General features: G+C 44.4%; 17 protein-coding genes. 10 read left to right on the plus strand and 7 right to left on the minus strand.

The window, feature by feature from the left end; translation table 11 throughout:
• Nucleotides 1-9 precede the first annotated feature (9 nt).
• Both pdxH and recJ read left to right on the plus strand, forming a co-directional pair.
• Nucleotides 10-660 (plus strand): pyridoxamine 5'-phosphate oxidase, encoded by a 651-nt coding sequence (gene pdxH / locus ACNQO6_RS09420; protein ID WP_440208804.1) that lies wholly within the window; start codon nt 10-12, stop codon nt 658-660.
• On the plus strand, nt 661-2,361 hold the full coding sequence (gene recJ / locus ACNQO6_RS09425) for a single-stranded-DNA-specific exonuclease RecJ (RefSeq protein ID WP_440208805.1): 1,701 nt from the start codon (nt 661-663) through the stop codon (nt 2,359-2,361). It begins immediately after the preceding gene.
• Nucleotides 2,362-2,409: 48 nt separating this feature from the next.
• Here the strand turns inward: recJ and ACNQO6_RS09430 are convergent, their stop codons facing one another.
• Nucleotides 2,410-3,222: a putative porin gene (locus tag ACNQO6_RS09430; protein ID WP_343579749.1), complete on the minus strand. Its 813-nt coding sequence runs from the start codon at nt 3,220-3,222 to the stop codon at nt 2,410-2,412.
• Between the two features lie 418 nt (nt 3,223-3,640).
• Between ACNQO6_RS09430 and prfB the strand changes: the two genes are divergently transcribed.
• From prfB to ACNQO6_RS09455, 5 genes are all read left to right on the plus strand, one after another.
• Nucleotides 3,641-4,736, plus strand: a protein-coding gene (gene prfB / locus ACNQO6_RS09435) for a peptide chain release factor 2 (protein ID WP_440208806.1) whose coding sequence is annotated in 2 segments (ribosomal slippage) — nt 3,641-3,712 and nt 3,714-4,736 — 1,095 coding nt in all. Because the reading frame shifts where the segments join, the coding sequence is not laid out codon by codon here.
• 161 nt (nt 4,737-4,897) lie between these two features.
• On the plus strand, nt 4,898-5,200 hold the full coding sequence (locus ACNQO6_RS09440) for an ArsR/SmtB family transcription factor (RefSeq protein ID WP_005403396.1): 303 nt from the start codon (nt 4,898-4,900) through the stop codon (nt 5,198-5,200).
• A 26-nt stretch (nt 5,201-5,226) separates the two neighbouring features.
• Nucleotides 5,227-6,291 carry an alkene reductase gene (locus ACNQO6_RS09445; protein ID WP_440208807.1) on the plus strand — a complete coding sequence of 355 codons (1,065 nt, stop codon included), beginning with the start codon at nt 5,227-5,229 and terminating at the stop codon, nt 6,289-6,291.
• Between the two features lie 108 nt (nt 6,292-6,399).
• On the plus strand, nt 6,400-7,719 hold the full coding sequence (locus tag ACNQO6_RS09450; protein WP_440208808.1) for a 3-deoxy-D-manno-octulosonic acid transferase: 1,320 nt from the start codon (nt 6,400-6,402) through the stop codon (nt 7,717-7,719).
• Nucleotides 7,716-8,426 (plus strand): 16S rRNA (uracil(1498)-N(3))-methyltransferase, encoded by a 711-nt coding sequence (locus tag ACNQO6_RS09455; protein ID WP_440208809.1) that lies wholly within the window; start codon nt 7,716-7,718, stop codon nt 8,424-8,426. The genes ACNQO6_RS09450 and ACNQO6_RS09455 overlap by 4 nt, the downstream gene beginning before the upstream one ends.
• On the opposite strand, the gene ACNQO6_RS09460 is transcribed toward ACNQO6_RS09455, so the two are convergent.
• Complete coding sequence (locus ACNQO6_RS09460) at nt 8,406-9,386, minus strand: mechanosensitive ion channel family protein (RefSeq protein WP_440208810.1); 981 nt, start codon at nt 9,384-9,386, stop codon at nt 8,406-8,408. The genes ACNQO6_RS09455 and ACNQO6_RS09460 overlap by 21 nt on opposite strands.
• 126 nt (nt 9,387-9,512) lie before the next feature.
• Complete coding sequence (locus ACNQO6_RS09465; RefSeq protein WP_440208811.1) at nt 9,513-10,082, minus strand: DUF805 domain-containing protein; 570 nt, start codon at nt 10,080-10,082, stop codon at nt 9,513-9,515.
• Nucleotides 10,083-10,434: 352 nt separating this feature from the next.
• Here ACNQO6_RS09465 and acs point away from each other — a divergent pair, with 352 nt between their 5' ends.
• A complete protein-coding gene (acs, locus tag ACNQO6_RS09470; protein WP_440208812.1) occupies nt 10,435-12,378 on the plus strand; it encodes an acetate--CoA ligase in 1,944 nt (647 codons plus the stop codon).
• Nucleotides 12,379-12,432: 54 nt separating this feature from the next.
• Here the strand turns inward: acs and ACNQO6_RS09475 are convergent, their stop codons facing one another.
• A complete protein-coding gene (locus ACNQO6_RS09475) occupies nt 12,433-12,975 on the minus strand; it encodes a cysteine hydrolase family protein (RefSeq protein WP_440208813.1) in 543 nt (180 codons plus the stop codon).
• A gap of 106 nt (nt 12,976-13,081) precedes the next feature.
• Between ACNQO6_RS09475 and ACNQO6_RS09480 the strand changes: the two genes are divergently transcribed.
• Nucleotides 13,082-13,495, plus strand: coding sequence for an Lrp/AsnC family transcriptional regulator (locus ACNQO6_RS09480; RefSeq protein ID WP_262765910.1), 414 nt, complete (start codon nt 13,082-13,084; stop codon nt 13,493-13,495).
• A 77-nt stretch (nt 13,496-13,572) separates the two neighbouring features.
• Here ACNQO6_RS09480 and sfnG read toward each other — a convergent pair whose 3' ends face one another.
• On the minus strand, nt 13,573-14,679 hold the full coding sequence (gene sfnG / locus ACNQO6_RS09485) for a dimethylsulfone monooxygenase SfnG (protein ID WP_440208814.1): 1,107 nt from the start codon (nt 14,677-14,679) through the stop codon (nt 13,573-13,575).
• A gap of 26 nt (nt 14,680-14,705) precedes the next feature.
• Nucleotides 14,706-15,446, minus strand: coding sequence for an FMN reductase (gene msuE, locus ACNQO6_RS09490; RefSeq protein ID WP_440208815.1), 741 nt, complete (start codon nt 15,444-15,446; stop codon nt 14,706-14,708).
• Between the two features lie 351 nt (nt 15,447-15,797).
• Here msuE and ACNQO6_RS09495 point away from each other — a divergent pair, with 351 nt between their 5' ends.
• A complete protein-coding gene (locus tag ACNQO6_RS09495; protein ID WP_004776208.1) occupies nt 15,798-16,448 on the plus strand; it encodes a response regulator in 651 nt (216 codons plus the stop codon).
• Between the two features lie 121 nt (nt 16,449-16,569).
• Here the strand turns inward: ACNQO6_RS09495 and omp33-36 are convergent, their stop codons facing one another.
• Nucleotides 16,570-17,538, minus strand: coding sequence for a porin Omp33-36 (gene omp33-36, locus ACNQO6_RS09500; protein ID WP_440208962.1), 969 nt, complete (start codon nt 17,536-17,538; stop codon nt 16,570-16,572).
• Between the last annotated feature and the right edge of the window lie 52 nt (nt 17,539-17,590).

Consider the following 17,590-nt stretch of genomic DNA (forward strand, 5'->3'; position numbering starts at 1 on the left):
AGACCCCGCATGAATGATGTGATTAAAGACCTGAGTGAATTACGCTTGAGTTATGAGCAAGGTGAATTACATGAAACCCAAGTGAGCGATCAGCCTCACTTGCAGTTTTTAAACTGGTTTAATCATGCTCTTGCCGCGAATTTGCATGAACCTTATGCCATGTCTTTAGCCACCGCAAATGCACAAGGCCGTCCACATGTACGTACGGTGTTATTACGTGGTGCCACAGAAGCAGGTTATGACTTCTATACCAATTATGACAGTCAGAAAGGATTGGACCTTGCGGAAAATCCTTATGCTGAATTGTTATTCTATTGGCCGAGTCTGGAGCGTCAGGTCCGCATTGGTGGCAAGGTGGCCAAGATTTCTGAACAGGAATCGACCGACTATTACCATAAACGTCCGCGTGATAGTCAGATTGCAGCGCATATCAGTACACCACAAAGTGGTGTGATTGAGAGTCGTGAAGTGCTGCAACAACGCTTTCAAGCATTACAGAGCCAAGCCCAGGCTGAGCTGGATAAACCTGAGTTCTGGGGCGGTTACCGCTTAGAAGCGGATTATTATGAGTTCTGGCAGGGGCGACCAAATCGCTTACATGATCGTTTGAGTTATGAAAAACAAGACGACCACTGGGCCCTACAACGTTTGATGCCATAAATGACACAGATGCAAATTCAAAAAAGACCTTTAATTACACGCCCTGAACAGTTTCAGGGCGTGCCTGCTTTTATTGCTGAAATTCTGGCAAGACGGGGCGTGCAGTCAGAACAAGAGCTTGAACTGAAACTGAAACATTTACTGCCTCCAGCGTTAAAAGGCCTGGAGACGGCGGTTGAGTTGATGGATCAAGCCATTGATCAACAGCGACAGATCGTGATTGTTGGGGATTATGATGCGGATGGCGCAACCAGTACTGCCTTGATGGTGCTGGTCTTGCAAGAAATGGGCGCCAAGGTCGAGTATCTGGTGCCTGACCGGTTTAAATACGGCTACGGTCTGACTCCGGCAATTGCCGAGTTGGCCCAGCACAGTTATCGGCCCGAGCTTCTGATTACCGTGGATAATGGTATTTCCAGTCATGCAGGGGTGGAAACTGCCCAAGCCCTAGGCATGCAGGTGATCATCACTGACCACCACCTCACCACTAAACCGACCCCAGTTGCCGAGGCGGTGGTAAACCCGAACCAGCTGGGTTGTGACTTTCCCAGTAAGGCTCTGGCTGGTGTCGGGGTTGCTTTCTATGTGCTGGCACGATTGGCAAGTTTACGGACTCAGCAAGGGAAAAGTAGCGCTAAAGTGACGCAATATCTGGATCTGGTGGCTTTGGGAACCTATGCCGATGTGGCGACACTGGACTATAACAACCGGATCCTGATTGATGCCGGATTAAAGCGGATTCAGCAACAGCAGTGCCGTGCTGGCATTTTGGCCTTACTGGATATTGCTGGGCGTGATCCTGCCAGTTTACGCGCACAAGATTTAGGTTTTGTTGTTGGTCCCCGCATTAACGCTGCGGGCCGAATGGAAAGCATGCGGATCGGCATTGAATGCCTGCTTGCAGCCGATATGGAAACGGCTTATCCACTGGCCCAGCAGCTAAACCAATTGAATCTTGAGCGCCGTCAGGTTGAAAATGAGATGAAGCAGCAGGCAATGCAAGCGCTGCAACATATTCAACTGGAAACGACCCATCTACCGGCTGCACTGGTGATGTTTGATGAACAGTGGCATCAAGGGGTGATTGGGATTGTTGCAGGGCGCTTAAAGGAACAGTTCCATCGTCCCAGTCTGGTGTTTGCACCTGATGAAGATGGTGTGCATATCAAGGGTTCAGCACGTTCGATTGAAGGTATTCATATTCGCGATACCATTGAACAGGTGGCTGAGCAATATCCGCATCTGGTCAGTCATTTTGGTGGTCATGCTGCGGCAGCCGGCATAACCCTGAAAAAAGAGCATTTTGAGGCGTTTAAAAGCGTATTTACCCAGTCGATTGCCGAGATGGATGAGGATCTATTTCAAGCGACTTTGTGGACGGATGGTGAATTGACTGATGCCGATTTGCATTTGGGAACACTGGACTGGATCGAACAATTGGGACCGTGGGGACAAAAATTTCCATTACCTCAATTCGAGGGACGTTTCAAAGTCATTGATTATCGCTGGTTGAAAGAACAGCATCTGAAATTGAAACTGGCGGTCGGGCCACATTCGGTCGATGCTATTGCTTTTAATGCTAAAGATCGTTTTGAATTTGATCCCATGCTGGGCCATGTCGATCTGGTCTATACGCTGGAACGTAATGTCTTTAATGGCAATACCAGTCTGCAGCTACAAATTGCCCATTTAAAACAATAAAAAAATCCGCTCATTTGAGCGGATTTTTTTAAGATCTATTCGGCTTGATTAGAAGCGGTATGCACCACGAAGACCGAATGAAGTGTAGTCATTGTCAACATACGATTTATCGTTACCGAAGCCTACACGACCTTCTAAACTTACTTGTTGATTGAAGAATTTCTTCGCAGAAATACCCCATTCATTTGAGTTAACAATCGTGTCATCATATTTAAGTTTTTGATAATCCACACCAACACTTAAAGTTTTGTCGATGAAGTAATCACCTTTCAATTTCACTTCTTTGTTGTCACCAAAAGCGCTATAAGCTTCTAAGTTCACGTCATTTTGTCCAACTTGAGTGACATATTTTGCACGAAGTGTTGGACTGGTTTCACGGTCGCCGTCTTTCACGTCAACAGTTTTTGCACCGGCAGCAACGAGTAAACCTGGTGCTGGTAAGTAACCAACTTCACCTGAATAATGGTTAATTTTGGTTTTATCGTGATCTGTTGCGTACTTAGAATTTGGCTTGATTTCTTCACGGCCAATATTACCGCTTAAATAGAAATCACTGTTTGGAACAAAGTATTCAATACCTGCGCCATATTGGTTATTTTTGAATGCATCATCTTCTTCATGAGCGTACTGTGCTTTTACGTTACTCGCACGGTCAAGGAAAGCTGCTTCTGCAAGCGGTGCATTACGTGTCTGTACTGGATTAAAGTAATACTTGCCATCTACGCTGAAACGATCATTATCACCAAAACGATCTTGGTCTTTATAGGTATAAGAACCACCGACTTCAGCTTGATAAGCATGAGCAGTGCCTGTTACTGCTAAAGCAGAGAGTAGTGCTGATGCAATTGCTAATTTTTTCATGGTTATGCCCCTTTTGAGATAATGAACCAAATGAATGTTGATTACATGTTTTGTTACAACTCCCAGTCTAATTGAAATAACAAGTGCGTCAATCATAGGAACGTAAGCAGAGTGTACGAATGTAAGCTATTTGTAAAATTGACATAACAAGTTTTTGATATTTAAAAATAAATTTCAATTGTTTTGAATTATTAAAACTTAGGAGAGATTGTGTTTTTGGCTATTTTGAAGTCAAATTTAAGTGAATTGTTAAGAAATTTTAATCAAAATGATGAAATAAAGCCCGATTGATTAAGCAGCAAAGCTCACTTTAGATTTTATTTTCTTCAACATATTGAGCCAGAATAAGGGAGCTGCGTCGACCAAAACAGTTATGTTAAAATAGCAGATTAAGTGAAAAAATTGTGAGAAAACACGCGTGGAAATTAATCCGTATTTAGTCCAATTGAAAGATTTATCTGATCGTAGCCAAACACTACGGGGGTATCTTTGACTACGATCTAAAGGTTGAGCGTTTAGAAGAAGTTTTAAGAGAATTAGAAGACCCTGCGATCTGGAATGATCAGAACCGTGCGCAAGCCATCGCAAAAGAAAAGGGCAGCCTAGAAAATACCATTGGTGTATTTGATCGTCTTGCTGAACAGCTCGATGATGCCAAAGCCATGCTGGATCTTGCTGTTGAAGCAGATGATGAAAGCCTGCTGGTCGATGTACAGACTGAATTAGACAGTGCTGAACAGGCTTTAGGTAATCTTGAATTCCGCCGTATGTTTAGCAATCCGATGGATCCAAATCCTTGCTTCCTTGAAATCCAGTCAGGTTCTGGCGGTACAGAGGCACAAGACTGGGCATCGATGTTATTGCGTATGTACTTGCGCTGGATCGAGCGTCACGGTTTTAAAGCGGAATTGATGGAAGTGTCGGATGGCGATGTGGCAGGCATTAAATCTGCGACCATTCGTGTCGATGGCGAGTTCGCTTATGGCTGGTTACGAACTGAAAGCGGTGTTCACCGTTTAGTGCGTAAATCACCATTTGATAGTAACAATAACCGTCATACTTCATTCTCGGCGGTATTCATTTCACCTGAGATTGATGACAATATCGAAATCGATATTAATCCTTCTGATGTGCGTACCGATACTTACCGTGCATCTGGTGCAGGTGGTCAGCACATTAACAAAACTGACTCTGCGGTCCGTTTAACTCACGCACCAACGGGTATTGTGGTGGCATGTCAGAACCAGCGTTCACAACACGCCAACCGTGACCATGCCTGGAAACAGTTACGTGCCAAACTCTATGAATTAGAGATGAGCAAACGTAATGAGGCGGCGCAGGCACTGGAAGATTCGAAATCTGATATTGGCTGGGGCAGCCAGATTCGTTCTTATGTCCTGGATGATTCACGTATTAAAGACTTGCGTACCAGTGTGGAAACCTCTAATACCAAAGCAGTTTTAGATGGTGACCTGGATAAATTTATCGAAGCAAGTTTGAAGCAAGGTCTATAAGTTTTTATCAATTAAAACGGCAATCTCGTTCAGCATCGGCTGGTCAATCGAAAAAACATGATATTAATATCGAAAAAAATGGATATTAATATTTGAAAATTTCGATATACTGGATTTAGATGCTGAACAAAGCTTTGCCTGTTGAGAAGCGTGGTGAGTCTATGGATATTGATGTAATAAGCAAGGCCTTAGCCAATCCATTACGTCGACAGATTTTGCAATGGTTAAAAGAGCCTGAGCAATTTTTACCGGTACAGGAATGTGGTGGCAGTTTCGAACGGGGCGTATGTGCAGGACACATCGAACGTTTAGGAAAAGTTGCACAGTCGACCATGTCGAATCATTTGTCTGTATTGCAACAGGCAGGTCTGATTAAGGTCGAAAAATATGGGCAATGGTCATATTTCACCCGTAATGAAGCTTTGATTCAGCAATATATCGAACATTTAAAACAAACACTTTAAATCAACAAGTGTAAGTTGAGGCGATCATGGCTGAACTAAATTCTACGTTACAAGTAGGTGATTTTACGATTAAAAATCGTCTGGTTTTAGCACCTCTGACCAGAGCACGTAGTGGTGAACACCGTATTCCGAATGATTTAATGGTGGAATATTATCAACAACGTGCCAATGCGGGCCTAATTCTTACTGAAGCGACCGTCATCAGTCCGAAAGCAGCGGGTTATGCCAATACGCCTGGTCTGTGGTCACAAGAACAGGCTCAGGCATGGCATAAGATTGTTGATGCTGTGCACGCACAGGGTTCAAAAATTGTGGTTCAGCTCTGGCATGTTGGACGTATTTCACATCCGGACTTACTGGATGGTGATATCCCTGTTGCACCAAGCGCGATTCAGCCTGCAGGTGAAGTGAGCCTGCTTCGACCAAAACGTCCTTTTGTAACTCCACGTGCTTTATCGCATGAAGAAATTCAGGAAATTGTCGCGCAATATAAACATGCGGCTGAACTGGCAAAAGCCGCTGGTTTTGATGGGGTTGAATTGCATGCCGCCAATGGTTATCTGATCGATCAGTTCCTGCAAAGCACCACCAATCAACGTGATGATGAATACGGCGGTCCGATTGAAAATCGTGCGCGTTTATTATTGCAAGTGGTCGATGCCTTTATTGAGGTATGGGGCGCTGGTCGTGTCGGTGTCCATTTGGCGCCACGCGGTGATTCGCATGACATGGGGGATGAAAATCCGTTGGCAACCTTTGGTTATGTGGTGGAGCAACTGGATCAGCGTAACATTGGATTTATTTTCACGCGTGAATATGAAGCAAAAGATAGCCTAATGCCAAAATTACGCCCTAAATTTAAAGGTGTATGGATTGCCAATGAAGGCCTAACTGCTGAATCTGCGAAACGTATTCTGGCAACCGGTCAGGCGGATGCGGTTTCATTCGGTAAACAGTATATTGCCAATCCGGATTTGCTGGATCGTTTGCAACATGATTTGCCTTTGAATCCACTTCAGCCCCAAACCCTGTACGGTGCCGGTGCAGAAGGCTATACCGATTATCCGGTATTTGAAAAGTTAGAAGCTTAAGCCGTATTAAATGCTACAAATGACTCATGTAATTTACCAAAATTGCATGAGTTTTTTATTTAAATTCCGCATAATGAGCGGGTATCAAATTGTCAATTATGGTCTCGGATGGCGCAGCAAAACGCAGTACAGCAAACCCCGTTCTGGTATAACTTTCTACTGACCTGTCTCAAACCGTTATATCGTTGGAAAATCAAACAGCGGGCGGAAAGTGATGCACTGTTTCAGCAAGAATGCCTTGAACGTTTTGGTCCATTCCAGCCCGTCAAAAATACGGGTGCAATCTGGTTTCATGCAGTATCCGTTGGGGAAACCAATGCCGCCCAGCCTTTAATTGAGCATTACTTAAAATTAGGCCACCCCGTTTTGGTCACCAATACCACCAAGACCGGGCAGGCACGGGCAAAATCACTGTTTCAAAAAGCGCCCTATCTAGATTTATTTCAGGCAGTATATCTGCCTGTTGATCAGAAGCCCTTACTCAAACAGTTTTTTCAGCGTTATCAACCGAAAATACTGGCTTTGGTTGAAACCGAAATCTGGCCGAACCTGATTGCCGAAGCCAAACAACAGCAGATTCCCTGTATTTTATTAAATGCCCGCCTTTCTGAAAAATCGGCCCAAGGTTACGCTAAAGTTCGCCGTTTAACCCGGCCCATGTTGCAACAGTTGACCTGGATGCTGGCACAAGATGAGGCCACGCAACAACGTTATGTCAGCCTGGGATTTGATCAGGCTAACAGTCAGGTGGTCGGCAATATTAAATTTGACATTACCGCGCCAGAACATTTTGTCGCGCAAGCACGGCAACTGAAACAGGATTGGCCATTGTCGGGCCGTCAAATCATCACACTGGCCAGTACCCATGCGCCTGAAGAACAAAGCCTGTTGCAACAGTTGCAACCGCATTTAAATTCAAATCCGGATTTACTCTGTATCGTGGTGCCACGACATCCGGAACGCTTTGATGAGGTGTTTCAAGTTTGCCAGCGTCTAAATTTGAAAACGCAACGCCGTAGTTTACAACAGCCGGTTCAGGCGGATACCCAAGTCTTTCTTGCTGACAGCATGGGCGAAATGTGGCTCTGGTATGGCTTGAGTCAAGCCTGTTTTGTTGGTGGTTCACTGAATGAGCCAGGTGGGGGACATAATATCCTAGAGCCCATGGTGCTGGATGTGCCGACCGTGATTGGACCACGGTACTTTAATTTTCAAACGATTGTGGATGAGTTCGTGGCTGAACAAGCGATTCTGATCGGTGAGGATGCAGTGCAGGTGGTACAGCAGTTATTGAGTTGTCTGGAGAATTCTGCACACGTCTCGCAACGGGTTGAACGTGCACAACAGGTGTTGCAACGCAATCAGGGTTCCTTACAAAAACATATTCAGTTACTAGATCATTATTTAGCACAAGCCACTTTGCCATGAATATCGTTTTACTTGAACCTGAGCAGATTGCTGGTAGTGATGCATGGAAAATTGAGTCCCCCCGTCAATTACAGCATTTACGGCAGCATCTTGATTTAAAAATTGGCGATACCTTGAAAGTGGGCATCCGCCAAGGAGCGCGTTATCTTAGCGAAGTGTTGGAGATTTCAGAGCAGTGTATTCTGGTGAAACCTGTTCGGCTAGAAACCGTTCCGGAAAAGTTGCCTGTGCATTTGATTCTTGCCTTGCCTCGCCCCAAAGTCCTGCGTCGTATCATTATGGATGCTGTGACGATCGGTGTTGAACGCATTAGCTTGATTCATAGTTATCGGGTGGATAAAAGTTATTGGCAAACGCCATTTTTACAACAGCTGGATGATTATGTGACGCTGGGTCTGGAGCAGGCAGGCGATACCATGGCACCCGAGATCCAATTATATAAACGTTTTAAGCCCTTTGTTGAAGATGTCTTGCCGACCTGGATCAATGCCGAGCGACCTGCTTATGTAGCGCATCCCTATGCAGAACAGCATATGCCTTATGCGATTCAGCATGGCTGTAGCTTGGTTGTGGGACCAGAGGGTGGGTTTATTCCCTATGAGGTTGATCTACTCAAAAAAAACGGCTGCCAGGCAATGAGCATCGGCAACCGGATTTTGCGGACTGAAACAGCCGTATCTAATATTTTAGGTCGTTTGTTTGTCTGAGGAATCAGCCTGTTCAGATTGATCACCACGATAGACTTTGACTTCCTGTACCGGATAGGGAATAGAGATCCCTTTCTCGTCAAAAGCCGTGACTACCTGTTCCTGAATTTCACTGATTGAGGTGGAGGTCGAGGTTTCAGTGGTATTTACCCACCAGCGTACAGTCAGGTTAATCGAAAAATCTGCAAGCGCCGTGACATTAACAGAGAAACCGGGCTGGCTAAGCACATTCAGGTTACGATCCAGAATATCCAGAATAATCTGCTTGGCCTTTTGCATATCGTCTTCATAGCCAATGCCAACCACAAATTCGCAACGACGGCGCTGGTAGGCATTATTGACTGTGACCGCGCTGGTATAGACGGTTGCATTCGGAATCACGATACGGCGGCCATCAGGCGAACGTAAAAAAGTCGCGCGAATCTGGATATCTTCGACATTACCTTCCAGACCATTGACCACAATATCATCGCCAATACGGAATGGTTCACTGATCAGAATCAGGATACCTGACAGCAAGTTCTGGAAAATATCCTTAAAGGCAAAACCAATCGCAACGGAACCAATCCCCAAGGCACCAATCAGCTGGCTGGGTGTGAAGCCTGGAATGGCGATGACCAGTGCAATCAGGAAACCGAAGAAGGTAATAAAGGTGCTGCCGACACGGTTCAGGACCAGCACCAGATTCTGACGGGTATAGCTGCGATTTTCTAAAGTCTTGCGAATAAACAGTTTAAATAATTTGGTCAGAAGCCAGAAAATGACGAAAACCGTAATCGCGATCCCGATATAGGGCAAGCGCTCCCAGAAGCTATCCATGATTTTATCAATCGTGGTATAGGCATCGTGATATTTTTCAGTATGAGCGAGTACGGTCTGGGTAGTTTTGGTCCCTGCCTGATGAATCAGCTCACCCGTATCTCTCGCGACCTCAGTCAATGTTGTTTGTTCATTCGCCACAGGAAAATCTCTATTTCGCAAAGGATGGAGTCAATGAGGGAAGCAATCATAATGAATTTCTTGCGAATACGCATGAAAAATTCATCGATGCGATCTCTCTCATTATCCAGTAAGTTTTGTTGTGTTCTAGAAATATTCAGTTGTGTTTTGAATCATTTGTGTTGGTATATCCAAAAGGTCTGGGCTGGCAAAATAATAAGCGAATGTGAATAGGCCAAACATCATCAATACTGTGACCAGAATCATGAGCCAGGCCAGCAGTTTTTCCCAGCCACGTGATGGACGTACCTCACCATAGTCATTGTGATGTGGCGTGCCCGGTGCCAGTAACACATATAAGGTAAAAAAGAACTGCAGCAGAGGTACCAGCATCAGCAGGCTGAGCCAACCCGTCTTATTCAGGTCATGTAAACGACGGATCAAGAACACAATTTGGAAATACATTGCCACCAACCACAATGCGATCAGGGCAAAGACCGAAAAGCCAGAAAAGGCCGACATTATCGCAGCATTAATATTGACCTGATTCATGCTAAAAAGCCCGGTAAATGCAAACAGGCCAAGAAAAGCAGCCATGCACAGCAGACTGAGTAATCCGTACCAGCCAATATAGCTCAGACGATTAAAACGTCCATTTGGAGACAACGGATGATCATTGATGGGTAGAGATGATGTGGGCGTTTCGGGGTTAAACATAAGTGGGTCCTGTTTTTTTGTTTATTAAATCTTTTAAGCTTGCTGCAATGATCAAAATAATCACTTATTTTAAAAAGAAAAAGCATAGACAAGCAGTTCAGATTTAAATTATTTTGAGTAAATTTTTGAAAATAAATTAGGGACTGGTGACACTTCAGCCATGCATTGAGAGCTTTAGCTTGCAAGGTGAAATGTTAACAGCCCCTAGTCGTAACAGAATAACATTCCTACGACCAAAGCCGCATTGTTTGCACTTGTAAATGATGCACATACTGCTAAAGAGAACAAAACATATCCAGAAGAATAGATGAGAGCATCTAGGATATGAAATAAAAGACCAAGGAAGTAAGCTATGAAAGACATCTACCCAGTGCCTGATAAATTCAAAGAAACGGCAAGAATCTCGGAAGCAGACTATTTCAAACGTTATCAGGAATCGATTGAGCAGCCCGAAGCATTTTGGGCAGAAGAAGCAAAAAATATTGACTGGATCAAGCCATTTACCCAGGTAAAAAATACCAGTTTCCAGCAAGACAATTTTAAAATTGAATGGTTTGCCGATGGTGAACTGAATGTGTCTGCAAACTGTTTAGACCGTCATCTTAAAGATAATCCATTAAAGCCTGCGATTATCTGGGAAGGTGATCATCCATCACGACACAAAATTATTTCTTTCGTCGAACTGCATGATGAAGTGTGCCGCTTTGCCAATGTCTTGAAAAAACAAGGTATTCGAAAGGGTGATCGTGTGGTGTTGTATATGCCGATGGTGCCAGAAGCCGCAATTGCGATGTTGGCCTGCGCACGGATTGGCGCGGTACATTGTGTTGTATTCGGCGGCTTCTCGCCAGATTCACTGGCCAGCCGTATTGAAGACAGTCAGGCCAAACTGGTGATTACTGCCGATGCTGGCATGCGTGGCGGTAAATTGCTGCCATTGAAAGAAAATGTCGATGCCGCATTAGAGATTGCAGGAACTGAAAGTGTCCAGAATGTGATTGTGGTGCATCGTACTGGTAATCCGATTCAGTTTAATGCAGCACGTGATATCTGGTATCACCTTGCCATTATGGAAGTGGATGAGCATTGTCCACCTGAGCCCATGAAAGCGGAAGATCCGTTATTTATTCTGTATACCTCGGGTTCAACTGGTAAACCAAAAGGCGTATTACATACCACCGGCGGTTATCTGGTTTATGTCAACACCACGTTTAGAGAGGTGTTTGATCTTAAAGAAGATGACGTGTATTGGTGTACCGCAGATGTGGGCTGGATCACCGGACACAGTTATCTACTTTATGGTCCACTCAGTAATGCCACCACAACGGTGATGTTTGAAGGCATTCCGCAATATCCGACCTGGGCGCGTATCGGGCATGTGATTGATAAGCACAACATCACCATTCTCTATACTGCACCCACTGCAATTCGTGCCATGATGCGTGAAGGTGATGCCTATGTGCGTGAAAGTGATCGTAGCAGTTTGCGCTTACTCGGTTCTGTCGGGGAGCCGATCAACCCAGAGGCATGGAACTGGTACCACGAAGTCGTTGGTGAGGGGCGTTGTCCAATTGTCGATACCTGGTGGCAAACGGAAACAGGTGGTATCCTGATTTCGCCATTACCAGGGGCAACAGCACTTAAACCGGGTTCAGCGACACGTCCATTCTTTGGTGTGCAACCTGCCTTGGTGGATGGTGAAGGCAATGAACTTGAAGGTGCGACTGAAGGCAATCTGGTAATTAAAGATTCATGGCCGGGCCAGATGCGAACCATTTGGGGAGATCCGGAACGCTTTATCGAGGCCTATTTCTCAACCTTTAAGGGCAGTTATTTCACCGGTGATGGCGCGCGTCGGGATGAAGATGGCTATTACTGGATTACCGGACGTGTTGATGACGTGCTTAACGTCTCTGGACACCGCTTGGGTACAGCTGAAATCGAGAGTGCATTGGTGGCCCATGAAGCGGTTGCTGAGGCTGCTGTGGTCGGCATGCCGCATGAGATCAAGGGACAGGGCATATGTACCTTCGTCACCTTGCAGGCCGATGTTGCAGAATCGGAAGAGCTGCGTAAGGAGCTGGTAAACTGGGTGCGTAAAGTGCTTGGGCCAGTGGCAACGCCGGATGCATTACATTGGGCACCTGCCTTGCCAAAAACGCGTTCAGGTAAAATTATGCGCCGTATCTTGAGAAAGATTGCGGCCAATGAACTGGATACGCTTGGTGATACCTCAACACTGGCAGAACCGGCCGTGGTGGATCATTTGATTGCGACGGTGTACCCGAACCGATAACCATGTTTGAATTGAAGAAGAGCGTTATCGAACGCTCTTTTTTATGTGCATTATTTAATGATTTGCTAAAAAATCAGCTGTATTTTGTACCGTGGCAAAGAAACCCAGTGCCGATAAAAATGCAGTCTGGACATCTGCCGCTTTTACTGTTTTACCATCATATTCGAGATCACGGGTTGCAGTGGCATCTGCAATCACAATCGGTTGATAGCCCAGTTCTTTGGCAGCACGTGTGCCCGAATCAATACATACATGGGTCATCATGCCAGTAATCACCAGTTGCTCAACCTGATGCTGTTCAAGAATGGCCTGTAGATTGGTATCTACAAAGCTATTTGGAACATGCTTTTCCACGATAATCGAGTGATTGTTTAGTTTTAACTGTGGATGTAGTTCAGCACCGACAGTATTTTCCTGAAAAAAACTGGCAGTGGCCGGGCTAATATGCTGGATATAAATAATCGGTAAATTATGCTGGATAAAATAATCTTCTAAGATGTTGGTTTGGGTGAGCGCGTGGTCTGGATTGACCAGTTCCATTTTGCCATGTTTAAAATAATCATTTTGAACATCAATAATCAGCAGGGCTTGTTTCATGGTTTTTTACTTCCAGTGTTAAGTTAAAACAAGAGTAGGGGAAGCGTGAAAAATCGGCTATATTCAGGTGAAAGCATTGTTGCTGGTTTTCTTTCGTCATGAAAAAATGAATATTGAACTTGATCCAATCGACCTAAAAATTATTGAACTGCTGAAACAGGATTCACGTTTAAGCCATAAACAGATTGGCCAGCGGGTGCATCGTACAGGGCAAGCTGTGGGGGCACGTATTGCCCAACTGATGGATGCTGGCATCATTAAAAATTACACCATTGCCATTCAATATGAACACAAGCAGTTTATTCAACTGTTTATGAATGATCAGCAGGCTTTTATTGAGGTTGAGCACTTGGTCAAACAATATGAGCAGGTAGATGAGTGTTTTAAAATTCTTGGTAATGCCTGTTACATGATTGTCAGTCACTTTAATCCTGCGCAGTTGAATGATTTCATTGAGCAGTTGTCCAAATGGTGCCGTTATTCGGTTGAAACCGTGATGCGGGAAATTGCAACGACTTAAAATAAAAGGCCCCAAGCCGAGTCTTGGGGGAGAGTATTGCCATATCTTTTCTTTTTCTTCTTGTTTAGTGCCAAAGCTTAAGCTGATTTTTCGACCAATAGGTGCTCCTGTTGTTGTTCAAGTTGACGAACCAGAGGCAAGACTTTTTCTCCAAAATATTCGACTTCTTCAATAAAATGCAGAAAGCCTGAAAGTACTAAATCAACGCCGACATTCTTCAACGCTACGATTCGTTCCGCAATTTGCTGGGGTGTACCAATCAGGTTGGTTTTAAAGCCATCGTTATATTGCACCAGATCATCGAAGGTCGATTTTGCCCAGTTGCCTTCACGTTCAGGCGCTGCTGCTCCTGCTTCGCGTGTGGCATCGCCAAAGGCATTGACGGCTTCAACATTGGCCTGAGCAATGATCTCATTCAGCACGGCTTTGGCTTCTTCTTCGGTATCACGAGCGATAATAAAGGCATTGACGCCAATCTTGACCTGACGATTTTCCAGTTTTGCTTTTGTCCGTACATCCTCAATCTGTTTTTTGATTTCGTCTACACTGTTGCCATTGGTAAAGTACCAGTCGGATACACGAGCAGCCATATCACGTGCGGCGCGGGAACTACCGCCCTGAAATACTTCGATATGGGGTTGTTGCAGTGGCTTAGGTTTGAGGGTGTAATTCTGGAACTGGTAATATTTGCCGTCAAAGCTATAGTTGTCTGTGGTCCAGATCCCTTTGAGGGTACGGATAAACTCTTCCGAGCGGACATAGCGTTGATCATGTTCAGGCCACGGTTCACCAATGGCATCGAACTCACCACGGAACCAGCCACTCACCACATTAATTGCAATCCGACCTTGGGTCAGATAGTCAATGGTGGCCAGCTGTTTAGCTGCAAGTGCGGGCTTCCAAGGACCAGGCAGGATGGCTGCAATCACTTTGAGCTTTTCAGTTTTTGCCAACAAGGCATGACTAAAACTCACCGATTCATGTTGATATTCAGCGCCGTACCCAGCGGTAAAACGGATCTGGGTCAGTGCATATTCAAAACCGTTTCGTTCTGCAGCCTGAGCAAGGCGCACATTATAATCATAACTCCAGTCGGTACGTTGCTCGATATTACTCACAACGAGACCACCACTTACATTGGGAACCCAATAGGCAAATTTAATTGCAGATGTTGTTATTGTCATCGTTGTACCCTCTATAGAAATATGGTTTATGCGACGTGCGTTAGGCTTTTGGAAGACTTGGGATGAAGACGCGATTCAGCTGCATCCAGATCTGGAACTGCAGCGGAAGGCAAGACCTCAGCCTGTTCGATCTGTTTATTAATCCCCAGGTTTTGATTGGCCTGCTCCGTTTTGGTTTTTATTGCTGCGGCACGCTGACCTTTGGCAGGTGCCCATTCTAAAATGGGTAAGGCACGTGCCACCGCAAGCGTGACACGATCGGCCAACTGCTCAGTTTTGACCGTATATTCAGGCGTAAAGTCCCGATCTGTCGCGTAGACACCAATCGGTAAGGTCTGTGCCTGAAAAAAGCTAAAGAGGGGACGTAATTGATGTTCGAGGACCAAAGCATGACGATCACTTCCCCCTGACGCAGCCAGCAAAACAGGAACATCAACCAGCGCAGTTTGCTCTACAAAGTCAAAAAAGTGTTTAAAAAGGCCCGTGAACGAAGCACGATAAACAGGTGTACCCACAATCAGGGCATCTGCTGCTTCTACGGCTGCCAAATCATCTTGAACCCGTTGCGGGAGTTGATTACGGTAAATCGCTCCACCCAGTAAAGGCCCAATTTCACTGAGTTTGACGAAATGTACCTTGATATCAATCGCTTCTGAAAGTTCATCTAGAATGGCCTGCACCAGACTTTCAGTTTTTGATGGACTATTCAAACCACCAGAGACAGCAACAATATTGAGGGGAGTAGATACCGTATTGTGATTGGACATAATAATTGCCTAAAAAGATTATTTCGAATTGCTATTTATTTATCTACATCGACATGCGGGCTGTAAAATAAGGAAATGCTGCAAGCTTATCTTTTTTATAGATATATCGATTAATCTAGCTCTATTTAAAAGCATCCAGATTTAATCAACTGTTTATATTCAGAATTTTTTATAGGCTTTTTGAATTGAATATGATTTAAACGGGTTATATCAATATTTGATTTATTTTGCGGGAAAAGGAAATAAATCAATGCTTGTGCTTGACCTCAGCTGTAATTGAAAATAGGCTTAGACGGATTGAATTTAAATAAACATCGTACAGTGACGTACTTGCAGATAGCTTAAGCGCTTATGAATATTTTAATTGTAGACGACCACCCCCTCTTTAGACATGCCTTGATTCAAGCGGTTCGTTATAGCCTGCCTCAGGCACAGATTCAGGAGACGGCTGATGTTGATGAATTCTATGCACGCTTAGAGCATGGTGCAGAACCCGATCTGGTGTTACTGGATTTAAATCTCCCAGGAGCTTCCGGTTTTTCCGCTTTGGTGTATGTGCGTGCACAATATCCAGCGATTCCGATTATTGTGGTTTCAGCTCACGAAGAAGTTTCGATTATTCAGCGTGCCATCGCACATGGCGCCATGGGTTATATTCCAAAATCTTCTCATCCAAGTCATATTGGTGAGGCAATTAAACATGTTTTGGAAGGCGAGATTTGGTTACCTCCGAATTTACCAAGCCATGCAGGCTTTGATCCAAGAGCCGCGGATGAGACCGCTTTGGCTGAACGCCTGCAATCTTTGACGCCGCAGCAATTCCGTGTGTTGATGATGGTGGCAGAAGGTTTATTGAATAAGCAGATTGCTTATGAACTGGAAGTCTCTGAAGCAACGATTAAGGCGCATGTCACCGCAATTTTCCGTAAATTGGGCGTACAGAACCGTACTCAGGCCGTCTTGGCAATCAGTGCTTTAAATATTGAAGACAAAAAGATGTAATCTGTTGAATTGAGGAGCTGGATTCTCATTTTATTAAATGGTAGCTAATAAAAAACCAGTTCTTTCGAACTGGTTTTTTATTATGAATTCGTTGTTCTATCGCTAGAGCTAAAATCCAATATTAGAAACGGAACTTCGCGTTTAAGCCAACAGTTTGCGTATCTAAGTTGATAGTTTGTGCATCTTCATTTTTGAAGCTTTTTGCGTTTGCATTAACATAGCTTGCACCAACAGCAATCGCTGGAGTGATGAAGTAGTTTACGTTCGCGCCCCAAGCAGATTTGATTGGAGAGAAGTTGTCTTCATTTAATGGGTTTTTGCTAAAGTTTGCTTCAGCATAAGAAGCGCCAACACTTAACTTAGGTGTTAAGTAAAGATCAGTTTTTAAACCGTAAGCTTGGTTTTCACCGTAAACAAGACCAGTTTCAAAACCTAAAGCCATGTTTGTACCGTCGATGTTACCAACGTATTTAGTACGTGCAGTTACAACGTCTTGTTTGCCACCAATTGTTGCAGCATCAGCAACAGCGCTGAATACGCCATTTTCAACAGCTTTGTTTGCATCAAAAGCAATTTGGTCAGCAACACGAGTATAACCAACAGCAACCAAGAAGTTAGGTAAAACCATAGCACCAAGTTCTACAGAGTAGCGGTCGCCATTGTCTTTTTCGCCTTCAGACTTAGTTTGTGAATGGCTATATGCAGTGCTTGCATAAGCAGGTACATAAGGAGTAGGAAGATAAACTTCACCTTTTGCACCGAAAGAGTTGTTCTTAACAGTTGCAACTTCGTCGCCGCTTAATTTTGCATAGTTGTATGCAGCAGAAACATTAGAAGCTTGGTTTAAGAAAGCCGCTTCAGCTAAAGGACCTTTAGACGCATCTACATTTTTGAAGTAGTAAGTACCTTGAGCAGCACCAGTGAAGTCTTTGTCATTTGCATCAGTTGCATTGATGAATTCAGATTGACCTTGAACTTCGAATTGGTATGCATGAGCGCCGGTCATGGCTAAAACTAGAGCAGTGGCTAAACCGAGTTTTTTCATAATGATTTCCAGCTTTGAAACAAGAAAGAGTAAAGTTGGAGCCATTGTATTGTAACAATTTATGAAGTCAATGTAATAAATTCGCCCTTCCGATAAA

The sequence above is a fragment of the Acinetobacter calcoaceticus genome (assembly GCF_051947995.1).
Lineage (GTDB): Bacteria > Pseudomonadota > Gammaproteobacteria > Pseudomonadales > Moraxellaceae > Acinetobacter.